The sequence below is a fragment of the Gordonia sp. 34D genome (genome assembly GCF_056682775.1).
This window is the reverse complement of the sequence record NZ_CM155293.1, coordinates 3,883,593-3,899,044: the sequence shown is the minus strand read 5'-3', so window position 1 is coordinate 3,899,044 and position 15,452 is coordinate 3,883,593. Positions and strand designations below refer to the sequence as shown.

The following is a 15,452-nucleotide window of genomic DNA, read 5'->3' as shown; positions in this document are numbered from 1 at the left end:
ACTGTGTGCCTTTGCCCCGCGCGGGGCAAAGGCACACAGTTGTTGCGCTACTGCTGCTCAGGCAATACGTGCGCGCCGGTCTTATCGCAGGCGAGCGCGAGCGAGGAGATGTACTGCTTGGACCCATCAGCCGCAGGTAGGGCCGATGCCAGCATGTCCGGGCGCTCGAACTCCATCCCGCTGACACAGCACAGAAGCTTGGCATCGCTAGGATTGCCGAAGTCGTCATACATGGGCAGGTCGATGCCGTCGTCAGTGCGACGCAGGTAGTAACGCCCACTTGTGGCGATTGCCAAGATCGGCGGCAGGACAAACGCCAGAACGGCCGCAACCATCGGCGAGTACGGTGCGACGGTGTCACCGAACACCCCGAAGAACACCAGAATCGAACCACCGGCGGCGACGATCAGCGACACGAAGCCAACTGGATTCACCGCGTAGAGCATTCCTCGACGAAACTCCGGTGCCTTGGGGCTCAGCTTCAGCAGGTACTTGTTGACCACGATGTCAGTTGCCACGACAACAATCCACGCGATACCGCAGTTGGCGTAGAAGTTGAGGAGTTCACTCATGAAGCTGAACATGTTGGCTTCCATCAACACGAGGGCGATCACCAGGTTGACGACAACAAAGACCAGTCGGCCCGGGTACGTCTTGGTGACGCGTGTGAACGAGTTGGTCCAGGCCAGCGACCCCGAGTAGGCGTTCGTGACATTGATTTTGATCTGTGAGATCACCACCAGCACGACGGCGAGAGTCATAGCCAGCCATGCGGGCATCATGTCGTCGTAGATCTGGACGAACTGGTGCACCGGCTGATTCGCGATGCCGACGCTGTCGGCAACATTGGCGATCAGGTACACCGCTAGGAACAGGCCAACAATCTGCTTCACGGCGCCAAACAGCACCCATCCGGGCCCGGCGATGAGCACGGCGGCCCACCAGCGGCGCTTGTTCTCGGGGCTGCGGGGCGGCATGAATCGCAGGTAATCGATCTGTTCGGCGATCTGCGCGATCAACGACAGGCAGACGCCAGCACACAGCATTACGCCCGCGAAGTTGACGCCTTCACCGCGGGGTTGCCCATCGGCGTCGACACCAGAAAACGACAGGAACTGTGACACCGAATCCGGGTGCGCGGCAAGCAAATACACCAGCGGTCCGACCATCATGACCAACCACAGCGGAGTGGTCCACACCTGGAGTTTGGCCAGCGCCTTCATCCCGTAGATCACCAGCGGCAGCACAATCAGGGTGGAGACGAGATAACCGACTGGCAGTGGTATTCCGAGTCCGAGTTCCAAGCCCTGCGCCATGATGGAACCTTCGAGCGCGAAAAAGATGAACGTGAACGACGCGAAGATCAGGTTGGTCACGATGCTGCCGTAATACCCGAAGCCGCTTCCCCGGGTGATGAGATCGAGATCGATGTTGTAGCGCGCGGCGTAGTACGCCAGTGGTGCGCCAGTCACGATGATCACTACGGCAAACAGCGCGATGCCCCACAGCGCGTTGCCCGTGCCGTGCGCCATACCGATGTTGGCACCAACTGCGAAGTCGGCAAGGTAGGCGATGCCGCCGAGTGCCGATGTCGCGACCACCGCCGCGCTCCACTTGCGGTAGCTTCGCGGCGCAAATCGGAGCGTGTAATCCTCAAGGGTCTCGTTGAGGGCGTCATCCCTTCCGGTGCTGCTACCCGCGCCGTTGCTGGCGACTGTTGTCGCTGGGGGTTCTATCAGCTGTTCGGTCATCAATCCTCCACTCGCCGTTGCTTTCATGCTTGAGTTGAAAGCTATGGCTGCGGTGTCACCGGCCGACCTCGCTCCGGTTTCAGCGACGAAACCGATGCGTCCCTCGTGTTACGGCTCTGTGGCCGGAACCTCTCGGCCCACACCGACTCGCTTGCGGGTCAGTACAAAGACCGAGGCCCAGACAGCGAGGAGAGTGCCGGTGAGCCAGAAGCCGACGGCTCCCAGGTTGGCACTGCCGATCCAGGCAAAGGGTCCCGCCCAGCCGAGGGTGTCGTGGGCGACGGTGGAGAGTTGAACGGTCGCGATGGAGACGGCAACGATCGCCGAGATCCCGGTCATGATGGCGCCGTAACCCAGCGCCTTCGACCGTCCGGGCGACCACAGGTAGGCACGGCGCATTACCGCTCCCTGCACCGTGTCAATCAGCGACATCCCGGCGGCAAACAGGATCGGCAGGGTCAGGACGGCCCACCACGGCACGGCTCCAAACGATGCCGACCCGGCGAGAGCGAGGAGTCCGATTTCGGTGGCGGTATCGAACCCGAGCCCAAAGGTGAAGCCAACGGCGTACATCCGCGTGGGGCGGTCGACCACTTGCTCGAACCGCGACATGACCCGCCATACGGGTCCTCCGGCGGTATGCCCGCCACGCAACGAGGCGAAGTTCAGTCCCGCGATTGCCAACAAGAAGAGCGAGGACACCACGGGACCCCACACGCCCGCGACGGCGTGGACACCCGACGAGTCATCGGCAATAGCCTGCCCAAGCGCACCGAATCCGACAACCAGCGCCAGGCAAAGGAGAAACACCACCGACGAGTGTCCGAGCGCAAACCACAGTCCGACTGTCGATGCTGGCCGACCTCGGTCGACAAAGCGCCGCGTGGTGTTGTCGATGGCGGCGATGTGGTCGGCGTCGAACGCGTGCCGCACGCCCAGCGCGTAGGCGGCCAGGCCAACGGCGATCGCCGCTGGACCCGCTGCGCCGTAGCGGACATCCATCGGTACGACGAGGCCAAGGAGCATCCCCCAACCCAGCAGATGCAGGCCAGCAATTACCACGACCGCCCACAGGCGTCCGCTGTCGGTCACGGCCGTCGGGTGAGTTGAGTGTGCCAACTGTTCCACGTCTCCTCCAGGGAAAGTCCGTGCGCCGCCGAGCCGAGGGAACGTGCGAGCGCTCCGGGTCCGGCCAGTTCCATGGTGTGCTTTTCATCGGTCAGATCGGGGTCGATTCCAGCAATCAGAACCGATTCGAGGACGCGGTGGTCGCTGAGAATGCCGGGTTGAGGTCGGTCACCGCGAACGTCGAGCGACTCCACCAGCAGCGGACTTTCACCGAAAGTCACCGAGGTTTCCAAGAGCAACTGCCCGCCGCGTTCACCGCTCCGACCGAGGACCACGACTTCGCGGATCAGGGCTCGGGCGTCGTTGGCCATCCTGATATCCGTGCGGCGGTGCAGATTGGCACCGTCGGAAATGACGGTTTCCAGGCCTCGCCAGATCAGGGTGGATCCGGGCCCCAAACCCACGGTGGTAACCCACGACGATCCCTGCCCGTCGGCGTCGTAGGCGACGGTGCCGCCAACCTCAACCAGTTCCAGCGTGCAGCCAGCCCCAACCTCGACTTGCAGGCTGATGGCGTCTCCGCCGAGGACCAGGGCTCGCCCAGCGACCAGCGCGACGCGCGCCCCGCACGGGGTACGACTCAACAGCCGTGGGATTAGCTCGCCACTCCCGGACGACAGGTCAATAGACGCGCGGCCCGTGGCCGCGCGTACACCGATGCGGGCGCTGTTCAATGTTCGTGCGCGTGCGTATAGCCGCCTCCGGGATGCTCCTCATCGGCATGGAAGTGCGGTGCCATCGGCCCCGGGTCGACGGGTGAATGATGGCCGCTCTGATACGAAGCGAGGATCCCGAGGACCCAGGCCCGCAGCTCGTTGATCGATGCCTCGTCGGTCTTCGACAACGCGAGCACCGGGCGCCCTTCGCGGGCCTGACCGGCGTCGGCGACCATCGCCGCGACGTCGACCCCGACGTACGGGGCAAGGTCGGTCTTGTTGACGACGAGCAGGTCGGCACGGCCGATGCCGGGGCCACCCTTGCGTGCGACGTCACCGCCACCTGCCACATCGAGCACAAACAGCTGCGCGTCGACGAGGGCTGGCGAGAAGGTCGCAGTCAGATTATCGCCACCGGATTCGATAAGAATCAGCTCGAGCGGCGCGAAGTCGGCTTCAAGGTCATCAGCCGCGAGGGCGTTCGCGGTGATGTCATCGCGGATCGCGGTGTGCGGGCAGGCTCCGGTCTCGACAGCGCGAATCCGATCCGCGTCGAGCACGCCCGCCGACTTCAAGAATCGAGCGTCCTCATCGGTGTAGATGTCATTGGTGATGACGCCAATCTCAAGATCGTCGGCGAGGGCCTTGCAGATGGCGGCGATCACCGAGGTCTTGCCGGTGCCGACCGGACCAGCGACACCGAGTCGTAGGGCTCGAGATGGGGCTTGGGAACGAGGGTCAGGCACGGAACAACCTTTTCGTCAGGCGGGCGTGGGCACTGGCCCACAGCTCGCTATGCGGGGCACCCGCCGCGGGAATGTCGGCGGGATCGGTGAGGGCGGCCAATGTGGCCACCCGGGGTTCGACATCGGCACAGGCGTCGAGGATCCAGGCGGTGACCTCAACGGGGTCACCGGGTTCGAGCTTCAGGAGCGCACTGGCCGCAGTGGCGGCGTCGTCGTAGATGGTGAGCCGCGCCAGGTCAGCGGCGGGCAGGTCGGCGACGGCCGCGATCGCCCCGAGGACGACGGCCCGGCACGGGCGCTCGGGGAGGTTGGCGAAAACTGTTGCCGCAGGCCAGAGTCGGTCCGCAAGACGCAAGTAGCCGCGAGCCTGAGCCGACGACGCCGTACGGACCGCGGGTGCGGGAGTCCGGGCGGCCCACGCGCTTTGCACCGGCATCAACGGGGCTTGCGCGAGAACCGCATTTCGGGCAACGACGGCGGTGCCTGCCTCCACCAGCGATGTCGTCCGAGCTCGTGCCAACATGAGCGCCCGCGCCTCGACAGGCGGCATGCCACCGGCTAGCGCGGGCTCCATGCCCGCCGAGTAGGCATGGCCGCCCGACGGCAGTCGGGCATCCGCAAGGAGCATCGCGAGGGCTGACATCAGAACAGCGAGTACAGCTGGGTCAGCGGCAGGTGTGTGGCCGGGGCGGGAATCACCGGGTCGCCGTCGATGCTGATCTCGAACGTGTCGGGCCGGATCTCGATCTGCGGCAGCTGGTCGTTGAGCTTCATATCGGCCTTCCCAACGTGGCGCGTTGGCCGCACACCGGCGAGACGTCGTCGGAGCTGCAGCCGGTCCGCGAGGCCATCATCGAGTGCGGCAGGCGAAACGAAAGTCACCGCCAGGTCGGCCCCGTTCGATGCGCCGAATGCGGGTCGCTGCAGGACCGGTTGCGGTGTCGGAATGGAGGCATTGGGGTCGCCGAGCGCAGCCCACGCAATGGACCCGCCCTTGATGACAAGCTCCGGTCGGACACCGAAGAATCGAGGGTCCCACAGCACCAGGTCGGCGAGCTTCCCCGCCTCCACCGACCCCACCTCATGGTCAATGCCGTGCGCTGTCGCCGGATTGATCGTGTACTTCGCGACGTACCGACGGGCCCGCAGGTTGTCGGCAGCGCCACCCAACGAGCCGCGGCTGTCCTTCATGACGTGCGCCACCTGCCATGTCCTGGTGATGACCTCGCCGATCCGGCCCATCGCCTGGGCATCGGACGAGGTAATCGACAGTGCCCCGAGATCGTGAAGGATGTCTTCTGCCGCGATGGTCGTCGCACGGATTCGGGACTCGGCGAACGCCAAATCTTCGGCGACCGCCGGGTTGAGGTGATGGCACACCATCAGCATGTCGAGATGTTCGGCGACGGTATTCACCGTGTGCGGGAGCGTCGGATTGGTGGAACCCGGAATGACGTGCGGCAGGCTCGCGATCGAGAGGATGTCCGGAGCGTGTCCGCCGCCGGCTCCCTCCACGTGGAACGCATGAATACTTCGGCCATTAATCGCGGCGACAGTGGAGTCAACGAACCCGGCCTCGTTCAGTGAGTCCGAATGCAGCGCGACCTGAAGGCCCCAGTCATCGGCGGCCCGCAGGGCAGCGTCGATCGCGGCAGGCGTCGAGCCCCAATCCTCGTGCACTTTGAAACCGGCAGCGCCGCCCAAGGCCTGTTCCGCCAGGCCCTCCGCTGAAATCGTATTGCCCTTGCCAAGGAGCAGCACGTTGACGGGCAGATCGTCGAGCGCGCGATGCATGGCCGCAAGGTGCCAGGGGCCGGGCGTCACGGTGGTGGCTTTGGAGCCGTCCGACGGCCCGGTCCCACCGCCGACGATGGTCGTAATTCCGGTGGCGAGGGCTTCGTGGATCTGCGACGGCGACAGCAAGTGGACGTGCGAGTCGATGCCGCCCGCAGTCAGGATGTGCCCCTCCCCGCCAACCACGTCGGTCGATGGCCCAATCACCAGATCCGGGTGGACGCCGCTGGCAATATCCGGGTTGCCGGAGCGCCCGAGCGCGACAATGCGCCCGTCGCGGATACCGACGTCCGCGATCTCAATACCCCACCAATCGAGAACGATCACGTTGGTGATGACGGTATCGAGGGCACCTGCCGAGCGTGGCACTGCCGACTGGAGCATGGATTCGCGGACGGACTTGCCACCGCCGAAGACCGCCTCGTCGCCGCCGATTGTGCGATCGGCTTCGATTTCGATCCACAGGTCCGTATCGCCGAGGCGCACTTGATCGCCGGTGGTGGGTCCGTGGAGCGCCGCGTACCGTTCGCGGTCGATATGCACCATCAGCGGTTGCCTTTGATCGAAATTCCGGGAACTACCCGTTTGCCCTGCAACGCAACGGCATCGACCCGTTTGGAGGCACCAGGTTCAAAGCGGATCGAGGTGCCGGCCGGAATGTCGAGCCGGAAACCTTCAGCGGCACCGCGATCGAAGTCCAGCGCTGGATTGGTGTCCGGCAGATGGCAATGCGAGCCGATTTGGACGGGGCGGTCGCCAGTGTTGAGGACGACCAATTCAAGGCGTTCGTCGGCCCCTCGGTTCCCGTTGAGCTCAATGCTTCCGCGGCGGACCCGGACAGCGCCGGGACCTGCGGTGCGAAAAGGTGTTGGCACTGTTGTCCTCAGTCGATGGGGTGATGGATGGTGACGAGTTTGCGACCATCGGGGAAGGTGGCCTCAATCTGCACGTCGTCGATCATTTCCGCTACCCCCGGCATCACATCATCACGGGTGAGGACGCCTCTGCCTCGTTCCATAAGTTCGGCGACGCCAGCCCCCTCACGGGCCCGTTCAATCGCCCAAGTCGACAGAAGTGCAATCGTCTCGGGGTAGTTGAGGAGGACGCCGCGCTGGTGCCTATCGCGCGCGACCATTCCCGCCACCGCTAGCAGCAGCTTTTCGGCGTCCGCGGGTGATAGGTGCATGTGGTCTCCTCGGCACTCGGATGAGCTTGGATTACCCATGGTGCCACCGGCTTTCCACCGAAATCTGTTCGCGCCAGGTCACTTCACACGAACGTCATAAACACGCAACGCGGGGTAACACGCTACCGCCGCACGCGCATTTTCCGCGGCGTAAACCACAGGCGTTCGCCGACGGTGACGCGCTCGTCCGATTCGGCGACGAGGCCATTCTCGGCCTCGATTCGCAGTCGCCCGGCGTGCACCGACACCGACCGCACACGCGACTGCACAGCCCCCGACGAACGCGAGGCGGTGACCTCGTGGGGCACGGCAATGCCGAATGCTTCCGCCCCATCGTCGATCACCCCGTCTGCGGAACCAGGGACTTGGCCATCAGCGACGATCAATGCCCCCCGACGGCCCTCTCCCTGCTGCCAGCGCCCACGGATCACGCTGTACCCGGCGAGGGCGGCGGTGAATTGCGTTCGCGGACACGCAGCGAGCTCAGCGGGAGTCCCCTCTTCGACGACGCGACCGTCGTTGAGCACCAGACAGGAACTGGCCCACTGCCACGCATCCGACAGTTCGTGCGTCACCAGCACGCTGGTGGTCCCAGTGCGTGCGAGTTCGTCGGCCAGCATCCGCCGAATCATCGGTGCACTCTCGGCGTCGAGGGCGGCGAAGGGTTCGTCAAGTAGGAGCACTTCGGGTTCGGCAGCCAAGGCGCGCGCCACCGCGACCCGCTGCTGTTGGCCGCCCGATAGCTGCTTGGGCTTACGACCGCCAGCGTCGGGCAGTCCGATGCGATCGAGCCAACTGTCGGCGATCTCCCTCGCCTCACGTCGCGAGCGCCCCTGCGAGCGCGGCCCGAACGCTAGGTTCTCCACGACGCTCAGATGCGGGAACAGTCGCGGCTTCTGCTCCAGCAAGGTGATGCGACGGTGCTCGGGAGCCACGTGAACGCTGCCGTCGAGGTCGCGGTCGCCGAGCCGGATCTGACCCGCCGTCAACGGGACCAGCCCGGCGAGCGCCCCGAGGATCGTCGTCTTCCCCGCACCGTTCGGTCCCAGAATCGCCAGACAATCACCGGCCGCCACCGATACCTCTGCGGACACGGTGAAGTCGGCCCGTTCCACCTCGATCCGGGCGGTGAGCGCGCGGCCCGTCATACGATCCCCGCCCGCCGCCACGACCGCAGTCCCAGCACGATGACCGCAGTGCTCACCAACAGCAGAAGCGAGAGCGCGACAGCCGAATCCTGGTTGACGCCAACACCATTGAACGCCGTATAGATGGCAAGAGGCATGGTCCGCGTGACTCCCGGAGCGTTGCCGGCGAACAGCGCCGTGGCACCAAACTCGCCAAGGGCCCGGGCAAATGCGAGGGCGGCACCGGCAGTGAGGCCCGGCAGGACCAGCGGCAACGTGATGCGGCCGAGGACGCGCCACCGCCCAGCCCCGAGCGTGGCCGCAATGTGTTCGTAGCCGTCGCCCGCCGTCCGCAGCGCGCCCTCCACGGTGACGACATAGAACGGCATCGCGACGAAGGCCTGCGCGACGATCACCGCGGCGGTCGTATAGGGAAGGCTGTGCCCGGTGATTTCGAAAATTGGTTTGCCAATCAGGCCCGATCGCCCCAGCAGCGACAGCAGCGCCAGGCCCCCGACCATCGGCGGCAGCACCAGCGGAATCAGCACTAGGGCCCGCAAGATCGACGCCGACCGTCGACTGGCTCGGGCAATCAGAATCGCAAGCGGGGTACCGAACAGAATGCAGGCGACGGTGGCACAGGCCGCCGTCACCAACGACAATCCCAGCGCCGTCAACGACGCCGACGAAAACAAATCCGCGCCGAGGGTGTCCCAATGCACGCGGGAGATGAGGCCAATGATCGGCGCAACGAGGAGAGTCAACGCGAGCAGGGCCGGCGCATAGAGCGCCTTGGGGATCGGTGCCGCGCGAGATTCGGTCAAGGCAGGCCGAACCCGTAGTCCGCGAGGATTTTTCGACCCGCGGGCGAGAGGACGAAAGTAGTGAAAGCCTGCGCTGCCGTCGGCGACGGGGCTCGGGTGGCGACGGCAATCGGATACCGATTGATAGCGACAGCCGCGTTCGAGGGAGTGACGCCGGTGAGCGCGTTCCCAGCCGCGGTCACGTCCGTTTGGTAGACGAGTCCGGCATCTGCCTCGCCGTTGCGCACGCGCGTCACAACCGAGGTCACATTGGTTTCCTCGCTGACCGGTGCCACCTGAACGCCCGCAGCGTCGAGTAGCTTTTCCGAGGCCTTTCCGCACGGCACTTCGGGTGCGCACAGGACTGTCGCAATCCCGGGCTTCGCAAGGTCGGCAAGGCTTTCCACGTGTTTGGGATTGCCGGGCGCGACCGCGATCTGCAGCGTGTTGGTCGCGAAAACCGTTCCACCACTCGAGCGTCCCGCCGCAGTAACCGGTTCCAGGCTCGACTGGTTGGCGAAGGCAATAACGTCCACATCGGCACCCTCGACGATCTGCGTGGCAAGCGCCTGAGAACCGTCATAGACGATCGGTGCCACCGAATACTTTTGACCCGCTTCAGATTTGGTGAACTCGACCGACATCTCGTCGAACACTCCCTGCAACGACGCGGCGGCGAAGACGACCAGCGGCTGATCCTCGGGGCCGGTACTGGCGTTTCCGCAACCGGTGAGCAGCAGCGCAAGGCAGGTAACCAGCGCCGCTAACGGCTTCATGCGGCACCGCCCGGCGTTTCGACGACCACGTTGGTCGCCTTGACTGTCGCGGTCGCGAGCGAACCGACTGCCAGGCCAAGGTCGCGGACCGCTTCGGTCGACATCAGCGACACCACCCGATGCGGGCCGCAACGCATTTCCACCTGACTCATCACAGTGTCGGACTGCACCTGCGTAACGATCCCGACAAACCTGTTGCGGGCGCTGGTTCCACGTTGAACCGGATCGTCGGCGTTGGCGGCGTCGTCGTGGAGAAGGAAGGCGGCGAGGTCGGCACCGTCGATGGTGGCCCGTCCGGAGTCGTCAGTCCCCGAGGAAATTCGGCCGGCGTCGATCCATCGTCGTAGGGTGTCGTCACTGACGCTGAGGAGCGACGCTGCCTCTCGAACCCGAAATACGGTCATAATCAGTAAATCTAGCCGCATCTGCGCTCCTCCGCATCCGCCTCCTGCCCCTTTTCTGACATCTACGGGTCCGGAAACCGCCGTTGCGTCACGAAACGCCGCGATCGGTGACGGTCTGGTCGAAACGTGACAGAAAAGCGGAAAAGACCCGGAGGGTCTGCGGCGCGATACGCTGGCGACGTGATCACCGTCGACGAGCATCGTGCACGAATCCTTGGCGCGGTGGGGCCGTTGCCCGCCGCTGCGCACCGCACCTCCGACGCAACCGGCCTCGTTTTGGCTGCCGACATCGCCAACCGTTGGGCCGTACCGCTTTTCGACAACTCCGCAATGGATGGCTACGCCGTGCATGGCGCAGACGCGACGGTCGGCGCCACCCTGCGCATCGTGGGTGACGTTCCCGCAGGCAGCCCCGACGATCCGGCGATAGGTGCGGGTGAGGCTGTCCGCATCATGACCGGCGCACCGGTCCCGACCGCCGCCGACGCCGTGGTTCCACTTGAAGACACCGACCTCGGCACCGGAATCCTCGCAACCACACCGGAATCCATCACGATCACGGCGGCTCCCAAGCCCGGTGCCCACATTCGACGCGCAGGCGAAGATGCCCCCGCAGGTCGGGTGGCCGTCACAGCCGGAACCGTGCTGGGCCCCTGGCAACTGTCAGCCATCGCCTCCGCAGGCTTCGAAACCGTGCAGGCCCACCCGCGCCCCCGCGTCGCCATCATCTCCACCGGATCCGAACTCATCGCGCCGTCGGGCACCCCCACGCGCGGACAGATCCCCGAATCGAACTCGGTGCTGCTGACCGCAGCGGTCGAGCAAGCTGGCGCGATCGTGGCCGCGGTGAGACACGTCCTCGACGACAACGATTCTCTCCGCGCCACCATGGCCGAACTCGACGTGGATGCGGTCATCCTGACCGGCGGAGCCAGCGTCGGCGCGTTCGACGTCGTCAAGGCAGTTTTGGACGGCACCGGCAGCATCGAATTCACCACTGTCGCAATGCAACCCGGCAAGCCGCAGGGATTTGGCCTGTCCCACGGCATCCCCGTGTTCGCCCTGCCCGGAAACCCGGTAAGCGTAGCGGTCTCGTTCGAAATGTTTGTGCGACCCGCCCTGCGCCGCATGGGTGGTCACACCAACATCGATCGTCCGCTCGTCACCCGCCAAGCCGCGGTCGACTGGCGAAGTCGCGGTGGGCGCCTGCAGATCTTGCCCGCCATCTACGACGACAACACCGTCTCCCCCGCCGCACGTGGGGGCAGCGGCTCCCACTTGGTGACGTCCCTGGCCGACGCCACCGCGCTCGCACTTATTCCCGCCGACGTTGACCACGTTTCGCAAGGAGACCTCATTACCGTGATGGTGCTGTCATGACCGATCCCCAACCGTTTACTCACCTCGACGCGGCCGGACAGGCGCGCATGGTCGACGTGACGGAGAAGGCCCCCACCATTCGGAGCGCCACCGCCTCCGGCTTTGTCCGCTGCACTCCGACCATCGTCGAAGCACTTCGCGACGGCACCGTGCCCAAGGGCGATGTTCTCGCTGTCGCGCGCATCGCGGGGATCGCTGCCGCCAAACGGACTCCCGAGCTGCTCCCCCTGGCGCACGTCATCGGGGTGCACGGTGCGGCCGTCGAACTCCAAATTGTCGACGAAGGTGTCGCCGTGGAGGCCACCGTTCGGACCGCCGACCGCACCGGAGTGGAGATGGAAGCGCTCACCGCCGTCAGCGTGGCCGCCCTCGCGCTTGTCGACATGGTGAAGGGCCTCGACAAGTCCGTTGAGATCGAGAACATCCGCCTCCTCCGCAAAACCGGCGGCAAAAGCGGAGACTGGATCCGATGACGGCGGCGATCGTACTGGCCGGCGGCCGAGCGAGCCGCCTCGGTGGAACGGACAAAGCAAATCTCCAAATCGACGGCCAGCCGCTCATCAATGCCGTATACGCCTCGCTCGCCGAAGCGCACCCGGTAATTGCCGTAGGTCCGGAATCGATTGCACACCCGGGCGTGACGGTCGTGCAAGAGGAACCACCGTTCGGTGGTCCGGTCGCCGGACTGGCCGCAGCGTTCGTCGAACTCGACGGCATCCTGGACGCCGCAGCGGAGGTTTGGGTGTTGGCGTGTGACCTTCCGCGTGCGGCACTGATTGTCGCCCAGTTGCGCGAGATTCCGACGCCGGAAGCTGCCGACGCGGTGATTCTGCGGGACGCCGGTGGCCGCGATCAGTGGCTCGCCGGCCGATATCGAATAGCGTCGCTACGCAGCGCCCTCGATTCGCTGCCCGACGTTCGGGACGTGTCGATGCGACTGCTGGTGGCCGGCTTGAACCTGTACGGGGTTGACGACCGCCTTGGTGCCACCGAGGACCTCGACACGTGGGACGACGTAGCGCAGTATCAACATGAGGAGGACCATTCATGAGCACGTACCCACCCGGCCTGGATCGTTGGGTCGCCGAGCTTGCCCCCGCTTTGGGAATCGACGATCCGAGTGTCCCGACAGAACTCCTTTTGGATGTCACACGCGACGTCGCCCACTCGGTGTTGCGGCCCGCTGGCCCCATCACGACGTACCTGATCGGGGTGGCTGTCGCGAATGGCATGGCTGCCGAGACTGCGGCCGCGCGGATCCAGGAAGTCCTCGCCAAGCAGTCGGACCGGACCGACCCGTGATTATCCGCTACTTTGCCGGTGCCGCGGAGGCCGCAGGCCGCACCGAACAACCCCACGACGGCGGCCTGACCGTGTCAGCGTTGAAGGCACAATTGTCCGGCGAGTACGGCACTGAGTTTGCTCGCGTCCTCACCTGCTGCTCCGTCCTGGTCGATGGCACGCGCGCCACCGACGACACCTTCGCCCCGACGGGCGCCACCGTTGACGTGCTGCCGCCGTTTGCGGGCGGATAGCGCCGAAAGCGCCTATCCCCCGATGGCCGACATCGGCCGATCCGGCTGGAGGAAGCCGGGGTCGTCGATCCCGTGACCCGCGCGTTTGGCGGTCACCGATTCTCGGATCATCGCTTCGATGTCATCGACGGTCGCACCGGACCGCAAGCGGCCTCGCAGGTCCGATTCCCCCGTCGCGAACAGGCAGTTACGCAACTGTCCATCGGCGGTGAGGCGGACGCGATCACATGCCCCGCAGAACGGTGCTGTCACCGAAGCGATGACCCCGACCGTGGTGGTGCCGCCGTCCACAATGAACTGTTGGGCAGGATCTGACCCGCGGCCCGGTTTGGCAGTCAATTCAAATTCGGCAGTGAGCGCTTCCAAGATCTCTTCGCCCGTCACCATCTGCGCCCGTGACCAGGTATGTCCGGCGTCGAGCGGCATCTGCTCGATGAACCGCAACTGTGCATCGTGATCCCGCGCAAAGCGCAGCAGGTCGGCGAGTTCATCGTCGTTGACGCCGCGCATCGCGACAGTGTTGATCTTCAGCGGACGCAATCCGGTGGCCGACGCCGCGGCGATCCCGGCGAGTACGTCGTCAATGCGATCGCGCCGCGTCAATTTGGCGAAACGGTCAGCGCGCAGGGTGTCGAGGCTGATGTTGAACCGTTCCAAACCGGCTTCAGCCAGCGGCCCAGCCAAGTTCGACAGCCCAATCCCATTGGTGGTGATAGAGATTCGCAGCGGCCCCTGCTGGCCCTCGATGGCCGACAGTCGCGCCACAATGTCGACGATGTCGGGGCGCAGCAACGGTTCACCGCCGGTGAGTCGTGCCTCCACAATCCCGAGTCGGGCAAAGACTTCCACGAGGGACACCAGTTCGTCGGTGCTGAGCAAGTCCGGACGCGGTATCCACGGGACACCTTCGGCGGGCATGCAGTAGGTGCAGCGCAGGTTGCACCGGTCGGTCAGCGAAATCCGCAGGTCGCGGTGCACGCGGCCGAATCTGTCGACGAGACCGGTTGGGTCGCTCATGTCGTCACCCTTCCGAGCCCAACCCACGTGTGGGAGCCATCGCTCTCGAACTGCTTTTTCCACATGGGCAATTCGGCCTTGACGCGTTCGACCACTTCGCGGTTCACGTCGAACGCCTCGGCCCGATGCACCGATGACACGGTGGCGACAATCGCGACGCCGCCGACCGGCAGCGACCCCACGCGATGGCTGACCGCAATCCGCACATCAGGCCGATCGAGGCTGGTAACAATGTCCCGGAGGTACCTCTCGGCATCCGGGTGCGCACTGTATTCGAGTTCGGTAACGCGGCCCGCAGCGTCCGGATCATTGTCGCGCACGGTCCCGACAAAGACGGCGACTGCTCCGGCATCGGGCGCCGCGACGGCTGCGATGTGGGCGGCGACGTCCAGGTCGACGTCGGAGATGGCGGTGAGCGCGATCATCAGTGATCGCCCCCGGCTGCCTGAGCCACCGCATGCTCAGCGACCTGGAGGACCACCGGCACCCCGTCGCGGACGGCCCCCGTCGACCCAGCAAGGTTGACCACCAGCGCGCCGTCCCGCATACCTGCGACCCCGCGGGAGAGCATCGCCTGCGGCAGCGACGCGAGACCCGCGCGGCGAATTTCCTCGGCGATTCCCGGGAGTACGCGCGTCAACAGCGAACCGGTGGCCTCCGGAGTCACATCTCGAGGCCCAACACCTGTCCCCCCGGTGGTCACAACCAAGTCGGTCCCGGCGTCAACAAGATCGACAATGCAACGCGATATTGCCTCCCGGTCGTCGGGAACAACGCTCACCGTGGTCGTCCATCCGGCGGTACGCAGCAGCTCGGCGGCAAGCGGACCCGAAACATCTTCGCGCTCACCGGTGAACGACCTATCCGACACGGTGATGATTGCCGCTTTCCCTTTGATGAACTCCACAGTTCAAGACTGCCACGACCGGCAAGTTCCCGCATCGACATGCCCGACCGAGGCGCCGGTGACGCGATTGCGTGCCGCACCCGATGCTATCGGAACGGATGAACCGTCGAGGTCATGCCGCGTGTCCCAGTCCCGCTCATTCGAATACCCGACATATTCTGAACAAAACCGGCGTATTGCATACTGTCATTCTCAACAGTGATACGACGGGACATAAGTCGTTTTCCGGCGAATCGACGGGG

Annotated in this window: 20 protein-coding genes; 5 read left to right on the top strand and 15 right to left on the bottom strand. The window is 65.2% G+C overall.

Annotated elements, in window-relative coordinates:
* Positions 1 to 47 precede the first annotated feature (47 nt).
* From AC1L34_RS18120 to AC1L34_RS18065, 12 genes are all read right to left on the bottom strand, one after another.
* Positions 48 to 1,751, bottom strand: coding sequence for a purine-cytosine permease family protein (locus AC1L34_RS18120; RefSeq protein WP_424323562.1), 1,704 nt, complete (start codon positions 1,749 to 1,751; stop codon positions 48 to 50).
* A gap of 108 nt (positions 1,752 to 1,859) precedes the next feature.
* Positions 1,860 to 2,879, bottom strand: a complete 1,020-nt coding sequence (locus AC1L34_RS18115; protein ID WP_480034992.1) for a HoxN/HupN/NixA family nickel/cobalt transporter — start codon at positions 2,877 to 2,879, stop codon at positions 1,860 to 1,862.
* Positions 2,840 to 3,463, bottom strand: coding sequence for an urease accessory protein UreD (locus tag AC1L34_RS18110; RefSeq protein WP_424293870.1), 624 nt, complete (start codon positions 3,461 to 3,463; stop codon positions 2,840 to 2,842). Before AC1L34_RS18110 ends, AC1L34_RS18115 begins: the two co-directional genes overlap by 40 nt.
* A gap of 86 nt (positions 3,464 to 3,549) precedes the next feature.
* Positions 3,550 to 4,281: an urease accessory protein UreG gene (ureG, locus tag AC1L34_RS18105; protein ID WP_424293871.1), complete on the bottom strand. Its 732-nt coding sequence runs from the start codon at positions 4,279 to 4,281 to the stop codon at positions 3,550 to 3,552.
* Complete coding sequence (locus AC1L34_RS18100) at positions 4,274 to 4,924, bottom strand: urease accessory protein UreF (RefSeq protein ID WP_424293872.1); 651 nt, start codon at positions 4,922 to 4,924, stop codon at positions 4,274 to 4,276. The genes ureG and AC1L34_RS18100 overlap by 8 nt, the downstream gene beginning before the upstream one ends.
* A complete protein-coding gene (locus AC1L34_RS18095; RefSeq protein WP_424325274.1) occupies positions 4,924 to 6,621 on the bottom strand; it encodes an urease subunit alpha in 1,698 nt (565 codons plus the stop codon). Before AC1L34_RS18095 ends, AC1L34_RS18100 begins: the two co-directional genes overlap by 1 nt.
* Entirely contained in the window at positions 6,621 to 6,950 is a 330-nt protein-coding gene (gene ureB, locus AC1L34_RS18090) for an urease subunit beta (RefSeq protein ID WP_480034991.1), read from the bottom strand. The genes AC1L34_RS18095 and ureB overlap by 1 nt, the downstream gene beginning before the upstream one ends.
* 8 nt (positions 6,951 to 6,958) lie before the next feature.
* Positions 6,959 to 7,261: an urease subunit gamma gene (locus AC1L34_RS18085; RefSeq protein WP_424293875.1), complete on the bottom strand. Its 303-nt coding sequence runs from the start codon at positions 7,259 to 7,261 to the stop codon at positions 6,959 to 6,961.
* Between the two features lie 122 nt (positions 7,262 to 7,383).
* Positions 7,384 to 8,409: a sulfate/molybdate ABC transporter ATP-binding protein gene (locus AC1L34_RS18080; RefSeq protein WP_480034990.1), complete on the bottom strand. Its 1,026-nt coding sequence runs from the start codon at positions 8,407 to 8,409 to the stop codon at positions 7,384 to 7,386.
* A complete protein-coding gene (locus tag AC1L34_RS18075; protein WP_424293877.1) occupies positions 8,406 to 9,212 on the bottom strand; it encodes an ABC transporter permease in 807 nt (268 codons plus the stop codon). The genes AC1L34_RS18080 and AC1L34_RS18075 overlap by 4 nt, the downstream gene beginning before the upstream one ends.
* Positions 9,209 to 9,967 carry a molybdate ABC transporter substrate-binding protein gene (gene modA / locus AC1L34_RS18070; protein WP_480034989.1) on the bottom strand — a complete coding sequence of 253 codons (759 nt, stop codon included), beginning with the start codon at positions 9,965 to 9,967 and terminating at the stop codon, positions 9,209 to 9,211. Before modA ends, AC1L34_RS18075 begins: the two co-directional genes overlap by 4 nt.
* Positions 9,964 to 10,371: a TOBE domain-containing protein gene (locus AC1L34_RS18065; protein WP_480034988.1), complete on the bottom strand. Its 408-nt coding sequence runs from the start codon at positions 10,369 to 10,371 to the stop codon at positions 9,964 to 9,966. The genes modA and AC1L34_RS18065 overlap by 4 nt, the downstream gene beginning before the upstream one ends.
* Before the next feature lie 180 nt (positions 10,372 to 10,551).
* Between AC1L34_RS18065 and AC1L34_RS18060 the strand changes: the two genes are divergently transcribed.
* The 5 genes from AC1L34_RS18060 to AC1L34_RS18040 are packed head-to-tail and all read left to right on the top strand — an operon-like array spanning position 10,552 to position 13,286.
* Complete coding sequence (locus AC1L34_RS18060; protein ID WP_424293880.1) at positions 10,552 to 11,751, top strand: molybdopterin molybdotransferase MoeA; 1,200 nt, start codon at positions 10,552 to 10,554, stop codon at positions 11,749 to 11,751.
* Positions 11,748 to 12,224 (top strand): cyclic pyranopterin monophosphate synthase MoaC, encoded by a 477-nt coding sequence (moaC, locus tag AC1L34_RS18055; RefSeq protein ID WP_480034987.1) that lies wholly within the window; start codon positions 11,748 to 11,750, stop codon positions 12,222 to 12,224. The genes AC1L34_RS18060 and moaC overlap by 4 nt, the downstream gene beginning before the upstream one ends.
* Entirely contained in the window at positions 12,221 to 12,802 is a 582-nt protein-coding gene (mobA, locus tag AC1L34_RS18050; protein WP_424323145.1) for a molybdenum cofactor guanylyltransferase, read from the top strand. The genes moaC and mobA overlap by 4 nt, the downstream gene beginning before the upstream one ends.
* A complete protein-coding gene (locus AC1L34_RS18045; RefSeq protein ID WP_424323568.1) occupies positions 12,799 to 13,053 on the top strand; it encodes a DUF6457 domain-containing protein in 255 nt (84 codons plus the stop codon). The genes mobA and AC1L34_RS18045 overlap by 4 nt, the downstream gene beginning before the upstream one ends.
* Positions 13,050 to 13,286 carry a MoaD/ThiS family protein gene (locus AC1L34_RS18040; protein ID WP_424293884.1) on the top strand — a complete coding sequence of 79 codons (237 nt, stop codon included), beginning with the start codon at positions 13,050 to 13,052 and terminating at the stop codon, positions 13,284 to 13,286. Before AC1L34_RS18045 ends, AC1L34_RS18040 begins: the two co-directional genes overlap by 4 nt.
* Before the next feature lie 12 nt (positions 13,287 to 13,298).
* Here the strand turns inward: AC1L34_RS18040 and moaA are convergent, their stop codons facing one another.
* The 3 genes from moaA to AC1L34_RS18025 are packed head-to-tail and all read right to left on the bottom strand — an operon-like array spanning position 13,299 to position 15,210.
* Complete coding sequence (gene moaA, locus AC1L34_RS18035) at positions 13,299 to 14,303, bottom strand: GTP 3',8-cyclase MoaA (RefSeq protein WP_424293885.1); 1,005 nt, start codon at positions 14,301 to 14,303, stop codon at positions 13,299 to 13,301.
* A complete protein-coding gene (locus AC1L34_RS18030) occupies positions 14,300 to 14,728 on the bottom strand; it encodes a molybdenum cofactor biosynthesis protein MoaE (protein WP_424293886.1) in 429 nt (142 codons plus the stop codon). The genes moaA and AC1L34_RS18030 overlap by 4 nt, the downstream gene beginning before the upstream one ends.
* The gene (locus AC1L34_RS18025; protein ID WP_480034986.1) at positions 14,728 to 15,210 is read right to left on the bottom strand and encodes a MogA/MoaB family molybdenum cofactor biosynthesis protein; all 483 of its coding nucleotides are present in this window, start codon (positions 15,208 to 15,210) and stop codon (positions 14,728 to 14,730) included. Before AC1L34_RS18025 ends, AC1L34_RS18030 begins: the two co-directional genes overlap by 1 nt.
* Between the last annotated feature and the right edge of the window lie 242 nt (positions 15,211 to 15,452).

What these genes read in the sequence shown, in the direction of transcription:
- moaC (WP_480034987.1), top strand. Translation starts at nt 11,748, where the DNA reads ATGACCGATCCCCAACCGTTTACTCACCTCGACGCGGCCGGACAGGCG.
- AC1L34_RS18100 (WP_424293872.1), bottom strand. Translation starts at nt 4,924, where the DNA reads ATGTCAGCCCTCGCGATGCTCCTTGCGGATGCCCGACTGCCGTCGGGC.
- AC1L34_RS18085 (WP_424293875.1), bottom strand. Translation starts at nt 7,261, where the DNA reads ATGCACCTATCACCCGCGGACGCCGAAAAGCTGCTGCTAGCGGTGGCG.
- AC1L34_RS18045 (WP_424323568.1), top strand. Translation starts at nt 12,799, where the DNA reads ATGAGCACGTACCCACCCGGCCTGGATCGTTGGGTCGCCGAGCTTGCC.
- moaA (WP_424293885.1), bottom strand. Translation starts at nt 14,303, where the DNA reads ATGAGCGACCCAACCGGTCTCGTCGACAGATTCGGCCGCGTGCACCGC.
- mobA (WP_424323145.1), top strand. Translation starts at nt 12,221, where the DNA reads ATGACGGCGGCGATCGTACTGGCCGGCGGCCGAGCGAGCCGCCTCGGT.
- AC1L34_RS18080 (WP_480034990.1), bottom strand. Translation starts at nt 8,409, where the DNA reads ATGACGGGCCGCGCGCTCACCGCCCGGATCGAGGTGGAACGGGCCGAC.
- AC1L34_RS18065 (WP_480034988.1), bottom strand. Translation starts at nt 10,371, where the DNA reads ATGACCGTATTTCGGGTTCGAGAGGCAGCGTCGCTCCTCAGCGTCAGT.
- modA (WP_480034989.1), bottom strand. Translation starts at nt 9,967, where the DNA reads ATGAAGCCGTTAGCGGCGCTGGTTACCTGCCTTGCGCTGCTGCTCACC.
- AC1L34_RS18120 (WP_424323562.1), bottom strand. Translation starts at nt 1,751, where the DNA reads ATGACCGAACAGCTGATAGAACCCCCAGCGACAACAGTCGCCAGCAAC.
- AC1L34_RS18095 (WP_424325274.1), bottom strand. Translation starts at nt 6,621, where the DNA reads ATGGTGCATATCGACCGCGAACGGTACGCGGCGCTCCACGGACCCACC.
- AC1L34_RS18030 (WP_424293886.1), bottom strand. Translation starts at nt 14,728, where the DNA reads ATGATCGCGCTCACCGCCATCTCCGACGTCGACCTGGACGTCGCCGCC.